General features: G+C 70.7%; 6 protein-coding genes. All 6 read left to right on the forward strand.

Annotation, left to right across the window (positions count from 1 at the left end):
• Positions 1 to 24 precede the first annotated feature (24 nt).
• Entirely contained in the window at positions 25 to 1,629 is a 1,605-nt protein-coding gene (locus FK498_RS01975) for an ABC transporter substrate-binding protein (RefSeq protein ID WP_141851133.1), read from the forward strand.
• Positions 1,626 to 2,735, forward strand: coding sequence for an FAD-dependent oxidoreductase (locus FK498_RS01980; RefSeq protein ID WP_141851134.1), 1,110 nt, complete (start codon positions 1,626 to 1,628; stop codon positions 2,733 to 2,735). The genes FK498_RS01975 and FK498_RS01980 overlap by 4 nt, the downstream gene beginning before the upstream one ends.
• A gap of 228 nt (positions 2,736 to 2,963) precedes the next feature.
• Complete coding sequence (locus FK498_RS01985) at positions 2,964 to 3,641, forward strand: protein-L-isoaspartate(D-aspartate) O-methyltransferase (RefSeq protein WP_141851135.1); 678 nt, start codon at positions 2,964 to 2,966, stop codon at positions 3,639 to 3,641.
• Positions 3,642 to 3,689: 48 nt separating this feature from the next.
• Positions 3,690 to 5,039, forward strand: a complete 1,350-nt coding sequence (locus FK498_RS01990) for a transposase (protein WP_141851136.1) — start codon at positions 3,690 to 3,692, stop codon at positions 5,037 to 5,039.
• A gap of 362 nt (positions 5,040 to 5,401) precedes the next feature.
• Positions 5,402 to 6,139, forward strand: coding sequence for a CRISPR-associated endonuclease Cas3'' (locus FK498_RS01995; protein ID WP_161988274.1), 738 nt, complete (start codon positions 5,402 to 5,404; stop codon positions 6,137 to 6,139).
• A 149-nt stretch (positions 6,140 to 6,288) separates the two neighbouring features.
• The coding region (locus tag FK498_RS02000) for a transposase (protein WP_202614708.1) at positions 6,289 to 6,607 on the forward strand (319 nt) is incomplete at its 3' end.

Raw genomic sequence — 6,607 nt, forward strand, 5'->3', positions numbered from 1 at the left:
CCGCACACCTTCGCGGAAACGGACATGCCTCGCCTCGCCCTCGCCCTTCTGCTCGCGATCGCCCCGATCGGCCTCGGTGCCGCAGCGGCCCAGACGCTGCGCATCGCCTACCAAGGCGACGTGGTCTCGATGGATCCCTATGCCGTCAACGAGACCTTCACGACGGCGTTCCTCTCGTACATCAACGAGCCGCTGGTTCGGCGCCTGCCCGACCTGACGCTGGAACCGGGCCTCGCCGAACGCTGGGAACGGCTGACCGAGACGCGATGGCGCCTCCATCTCCGCCGCGGCGTCGCCTTCCACGAGGGCGAGCCCTTCACGGCCGCGGACGTGGTCTTCAGCCTCGATCGCGTGCGCAAGCCGGGCTCGGCGCTGCTCGCGCGCGTGGCCTCGGTGAAGGCCGTGACAGCGGTCGATTCCCACACCGTGGAGATCGAGACGGATGGGCCGGCCCCGACCCTGCTCGCCGACCTCACCAACATCCTGATCATGTCGAAGCGCTGGGCCGAAGCGCACGGCGCCGAAGACCCGGTGGATATCCGCCCGCGGCGCGAGAACCATGCCGCACGCCATGCCAACGGCACCGGACCGTTCCGACTTCGTTCCTACGCGCCGGGCGAGCGCACCGTGCTGATCCGCAACGAGAGCTGGTGGGACCGGATGGAGGGCAATCTCCGCGAGGTCGTGCTCCAGCCGGTGGGATCGGACCCGACGCGTCTCGCCGCCCTGCTCTCCGGCCAGGTCGATCTCGCCTGGCCGATTCCCGTGCAGGACATCGCGCGCGTCGCGGCCGCGCCGGGCATCCGTGTCATGGAAGAGATGGACCTGCGGACGATCTTCCTCGGCATGGACCAGTCAAGCGAGGAACTGCGCTACGCCTCGGTCAAGGGGCGGAATCCGCTTGCGGATCAGCGGGTGCGCGAGGCGATGTATCGCGCCATCGACATCGCGGCGATCCGGACGCGGCTGATGCGCGGGCGTGCGACACCGACCGCGCTGCTCAACGGTCCCGGCATCGAGGGGTTCGACGCCGAACAGAACGCGCGCCGGCCCGGCTTCGACCTCGCCCGCGCGCGCGCCCTGATGGCCGAGGCCGGCTACGGCGACGGCTTCGAGCTCGGCATGCACTGCCCCAACAACCGCTACGTCAACGACGAGCAGATCTGCCAGGCCGTCGGGCAGATGCTGGCCAGGATCGGCATCCGCGTGACGCTGACGGCGGAGCCGGCGGCGCAGTATTTCGGCCGCGCCCAGCGCCGCGACGTCTCGTTCTACATGCTCGGCACCACGCCCCCCACCTATGACAGCTTCTCGACCCTGTTCGGGCTCGTGATGTGCCGCGAGGAGATGGCACGCGCCCGCGGCTGGCCGGTCATCCGCGGCCAGGGGCAGTTCAATCACGGCGGGTTCTGCGACCGCGAGGCCGACGCGGCGATCGCGGCCGCGCGCACCGAGCTCGATCCGGCGAAGCGCCGCGCCCATTTCGCCACCGCCTGGCGCGTGATGATCGACCGCTACGCCTACATCCCCCTGCACCAGCAGGCGCTGGCGTGGGGGATGCGCGAGGGTGTCAGCCTGCGCCAGCGCCCCGATGACGTGCTCGATCTCCGCTTCGTGCGCGTGCCGTGAGGATCATCGTCGTCGGCGCGGGCGCGGTCGGCCTGGCCGCGGCGTGGCGGCTCGCGGAGGCCGGACATGCCGTGACGGTGCTCGAGGCCGGCGCGATCCCCAATCAGACCGGTGCGAGCTGGGACGAGCACCGGCTGTGCCGGCTGCCCTACGGCGATCAGGACGGCTATGCGCAGCTCATGGCGCCCGCGATGGCGTCGTGGGAGCGCGCGTGGTCGGCGCTGGGCGAGCGCCACTATGCCGAGACGGGCTGCCTCGCACTCTCGACCGCCGAGGGCGACTGGACGGATCGCTCGCGCGCCTCGCTCGCCCGGCTTGAGCTGCCGCATCGCGTGATGACGCCGGCGGAGGTGGCCGCGCGCTGTCCGTTCCTGCGCGTGGACGATGCGCGCTTCGGGCTCTGGACCCGGGGCGGGGTGCTGTTCGCCGACCGGATCACCGCCGGGTTCGCCGCGCTGGCGCGAAGCGCGGGGGCGCGGCTGCTGTCCGAAAGCCCCGCCAGCGCGGTCGATCCCGCCGGATCGCGCGTCCTCCTCGCCGATGGGCGGGCGCTCGATGGTGATGCCGTGCTCGTGGCGGCCGGCGCCTGGACCAGCCGGCTCGCGCCCTGGGTCGGCGACGACCTGACCCCGCTCCGGCAGGTGGTGGTGTACGCGGCGCCACCGCCCGCGCTGGCCGAGGCCTGGCGCGAGGCGCCGATCCTGCTCGACATGGGCGGCCCGCGCGGCATGTATGCCGCCCCGCCGGTCGCCGGGCGGCGGCTCAAGTTCGGTTGCGGCGCCCTGAACAGGCCGGGCGATCCCGACACTCCGCGAACGGCAGGGCCGAAGGACGGCCCGCCCGTGCTCGCCGCATGGCGCCAGCGCCTCGTCGACCACGACGCGTACCGGCTGCTCGAGGCACGAATCTGCGTCTATTCCCATGCGGCGGACCAGCGCTTCCGTGTCGCCCGCTCCGGCCGCGCGGTGGCGATCACCGGCTGCTCGGGACATGCCTTCAAGTTCGCGGCCCTGCTCGGCGAGGGGCTCGCGGCCGCGCTTGGCGGCGACGAGGCACCGCTGCGCTGGATCGGCGGCGAGGCGGCCGCCTATGCGCGCGCGGCCTGACCGGTCGCGCGAAGCCGATGCGCCCCCCGCGTCGTCCCCTCTTCGCGGGCGTGCGTACCGATCAGCCGGCAGCGCGACGAGAGCCCGTCGCGGCGGTTGTCGTTGCGTGATGCGGGGCGCAGAGTCGCATCCTGCCCGGGACCGAGGAGAGGAGCCGGGAGAGCAGCTCGGCGATCGCGCAGGATTGCACCGGACAGTCCCGGCGGAAGCAGGCAAGGTGCACTGGCCATGAAGCCGATGGACGAAGGTCATTTCGCGATCCTGCGCCGCCACATGGTCGAGCTGATCGCGATCTACGGCGACCTGATGAGCGAGGAGATTGGCAGGGCCACGTTCGACGAGCGTGTGCTTGCAGCCATGATGCGGGTGCCGCGGCACCGCTTCGTACCCGCCCCGCTCGTGCCGCTCGCCTACCAGGACGCGCCGCTGCCGATCGGTTTCGACAAGACGATCTCGCAGCCCTTCATCTGCGCGCTGATGGCGGATCTGCTGGCACCGGAGCGCGCCCATGCCGTGCTCGAGGTCGGCACCGGTCTGGGCTACCAGGCGGCGATCCTGGCGGAGCTCGTCGACCGGGTCTGGAGCGTCGAGGTTGTCGAGGAACTCGCCACCGAGGCGGCCTCGCGCCTGCGCGAGCTCGGCTACACGAATGTCACGCTCCGGATCGGCGATGGCTCGCGCGGTTGGGCCGAGCACGCGCCGTATGACCGCATCCTGGTGACCGCTGCCGCCGAAGCGCCGCCTGCGGCGCTGATCGGGCAGCTACGCCCAGGCGGGCGGATGGTCATGCCGATCGGTCCGCCGGACGGGCAGCAGCTGACGGTTGTCGACAAGACCGCCAGCGGAGAGGTTCGTGCCCGGCCGGTGCTGCCGGTCCGGTTCACCCTGCTGGAGACGGTGATCTAGCAGCCTGTCGGATTCCCGTGCGGCCTGAAATTGGCGAATCTGCGGTGCATGACGCAGTTCATACCTTTCAGCCGCGATCAGGCCTTCCTGCTGCCGCCGGAGGCCAAGGACTGGCTTCCGGCGGATGACGTGGCGCATGTCGTGGTGGTGGCGGTGGATCGTGTGCCGCTCGGCGCCTTCGCGGTGCGTCCGATCCCTGGCGGCAAGCCGCAGTACCATCCACGCCTGCTGCTGGCGCTGCTGATCTACGCCTACGCCAACGGCATCTTCTCCTCGCGCCGGATCGAACGGGCGACGCATCGCGACCTCGGCGTGCGCTACGTGGCGGCGAACCTGCATCCCGACCACGACACCATCGCTGCCTTCCGCCGCGCCAACCGCGCCGCTTTCGAGGCGGCCTTCCTGCAGGTGTTGCTGCTGGCCAAGGAGAGTGGCCTGCTGCGGCTCGGCACGGTGGCGATCGACGGCACCAAGCTGGACGCCAACGCCTCCAAGCTCCGCTCGGTGCGCTACGACCGCGCCAAGGAACTGCGCGCCACGCTCGCCGCCGACATCGCCGCACTCACCGCCAAGGCCGAGGCCGCTGACGCCGAAGGCCAGCCCGACCCGCAGGCGCTGCCCGCCGAGATCGCCCGCCGCGAGGCGCTGAAGGCCAGGCTGGATGCCGCCTGTGCCCGGCTGGAGGAACAGGCCCGCGCCGAGGCCGAAGCCGCCCAGCCAGAGTACGAGGTCAAGCAGGCCGCCTACGACGCAAGGAAGGGCCGCCGGCGCGGCCGTCCGCCGAAGTCGCCCGAGGACGACCCACCGCCGACCCGGCAGTCCAACCTCACCGATCCCGACAGCGCGCTGATGCGCCGCTCCGACGCGCATGACTATCGCCAAGCCTACAACGCCCAGGCCGTGGTCTGCGCCGAGGGCTCGCAACTGATCCTCGCCACCAACCTCACTGCCTGCCCGTCCGATGCGCCGAGCTTCGCTGCGACCATCCTCGGCATGAAGGACGGAATCGGCCTGCCAGCGACCGTCATCGCCGACACCGGCTTCGCCTCGGGCGACGCCGTCGCCGCCCTGGAGGCAAAGGGGATCGAGCCGCTGGTCGCCATCGGCCGCACCCAGCCGGACCGACCCTACGACTTCCGCCCCCCGCCCGACCCGAAGCCGCCACGCCGCATCAGCGAACCCTGGCGTCTGAAGATGCTGGCCAAGCTGGAGACCGAAGATGCCAAGAAGCTCTACGCCCGCCGCAGGCAGACCGTCGAACCCGTCTTCGGCATCATCAAGGCCGCCCTCGGCTTCGTCCGCTTCCACCTCCGCAGCCTCGCCAAGGTCCGCGCCGAGTGGACCCTCATCGCCCTCGCCTACAACTGCCGCAGGCTGCACCGCCTGCAGCAGGCATGACCTCACCACCCGCCACACCAAAACACAGGCCAAGAACGCAAACCCGACAGACTGCTAGCCCGGTTGTGACGCGCCGCAACCGGCTCCGCCGCTTACCGACGCGCCGCTTCGCCCGCCCAGGCGGGACTCCCGGGCGGGATCCGCGGCGGCAGCCGCCCGGTGCCGGCCGCACGTCACGTGTCCGGCCTTGGCCGGTGACCCTTCCAATGACGGATGATATGGTTCCTCTTACGCACGGCGCATCGGACGGTTTCGTGTCGATCCCGGCGCACTTTCATCCTCATCGTGCCAGATCGAAGCGCCGCGGCGCGCAACGGCACGGATGAGCGCAGCCGTCCGGCGATGGATCCCTTTCCGCACCCCTGGGGAAAGCTGCGACGACCGGCGCCGAGGCGTGGCCGGCAGCATTCCTCGCGCTTGCCGATCATTGCGCCGATGTGACTGCCGTCATGGCGGTGCTGCTTGAACTGCCCGTCATCCGGAGCCGCCTCCACAGGCTGACAGGCGGTGCGGTGACGGAGGCTCATTGCAGAGCGATCCTGGGCGCCACGTTCCTGCACGACATCGGCAAGGCCAATCGCGGCTTCTGGCGCAAGCAATGGCCAACGGAGGAGCGGGGACGCGGGCCAATCTGCGGCCATCTGCGCGAAGTCGCCCCGCTGCTGTTCGGCCCGAACGGGATCCGGATCGCCGAAGCCGGGCCCTATCTCGACCCGAGAACGCCGGCCGGCGCGCTGCTGATGGCAGCCCTCGGCCATCACGGCGAGCCGATCCCTTTCGACCAGCTGAAGGCCGAGGCGCACATCCATGCGCGGTTTTGGCAGCCGGCCGACGGATACGATCCGGTGGCCGAGGCACGCGGCGTTGCTGAGCCACTGGCGCGATGGCTCCCTGAAAGTTTGCACGCGGCAGAACGTCTCGCGCCTCTGCCCCCTGCCCTGCTGCGTGGCTTCCTCGGTCTGTCGTCGCTCGCCGACTGGATCGCCTCGAACGCAGTGTCTGCATTCTTCCCCTGCGACGGGCACGGCGCCGGCGATCGCTGGCTGTTCGCGCGGGCGCGCGTCCGGGAGGTGGTACGCGCGATGCGCCTCGATGGTTAATGTCTCTTCGAGTGGTGTAGGAGCCGAGGGAGGGGCGCGGAGCGTAGCCCCTGGTTGCGCGCAGCGGAGCGCCTCTCCCTCGGCGGTCATCGCGGATCTTCGGTAGGGTTTGGTCGCCAAACCTATCAACCGGAACCGAGGACCCGACGATGACCGATGAGATGATGCCGCTTCGCACCCTTCTGGAGAAGAGCTCGGACGCCGATCTGCTGCGCGATATGGTCGGCTTCGCCGCACACCGCCTCATGGAGCTGGAGATCGCAGGGCTGACCGGCGCCGCTCACGGCGAGCGCAGCCCGGAGCGGATCAATCACCGCAACGGCTACCGCGACCGCATCTGGCAGACCCGCGCCGGCGCCGTCGAGCTGCGCATCCCGAAGCTGCGCAAGGGCAGCTATTTCCCCGCCTTTCTGGAGCCGCGCCGGTTGGCCGAGAAGGCGCTCGCCGCCGTCGTCCAGGAAGCCTATG

The sequence above is a fragment of the Elioraea sp. Yellowstone genome (assembly GCF_006704265.1).
In the GTDB taxonomy this organism is placed as follows: Bacteria; Pseudomonadota; Alphaproteobacteria; order Acetobacterales; family Acetobacteraceae; genus Elioraea.

Excerpts from the sequence above, each read along its gene's own strand:
- FK498_RS01975 (WP_141851133.1), top strand. The coding sequence starts at position 25 with ATGCCTCGCCTCGCCCTCGCCCTTCTGCTCGCGATCGCCCCGATCGGC.
- FK498_RS01990 (WP_141851136.1), top strand. The coding sequence starts at position 3,690 with ATGACGCAGTTCATACCTTTCAGCCGCGATCAGGCCTTCCTGCTGCCG.
- FK498_RS01985 (WP_141851135.1), top strand. The coding sequence starts at position 2,964 with ATGAAGCCGATGGACGAAGGTCATTTCGCGATCCTGCGCCGCCACATG.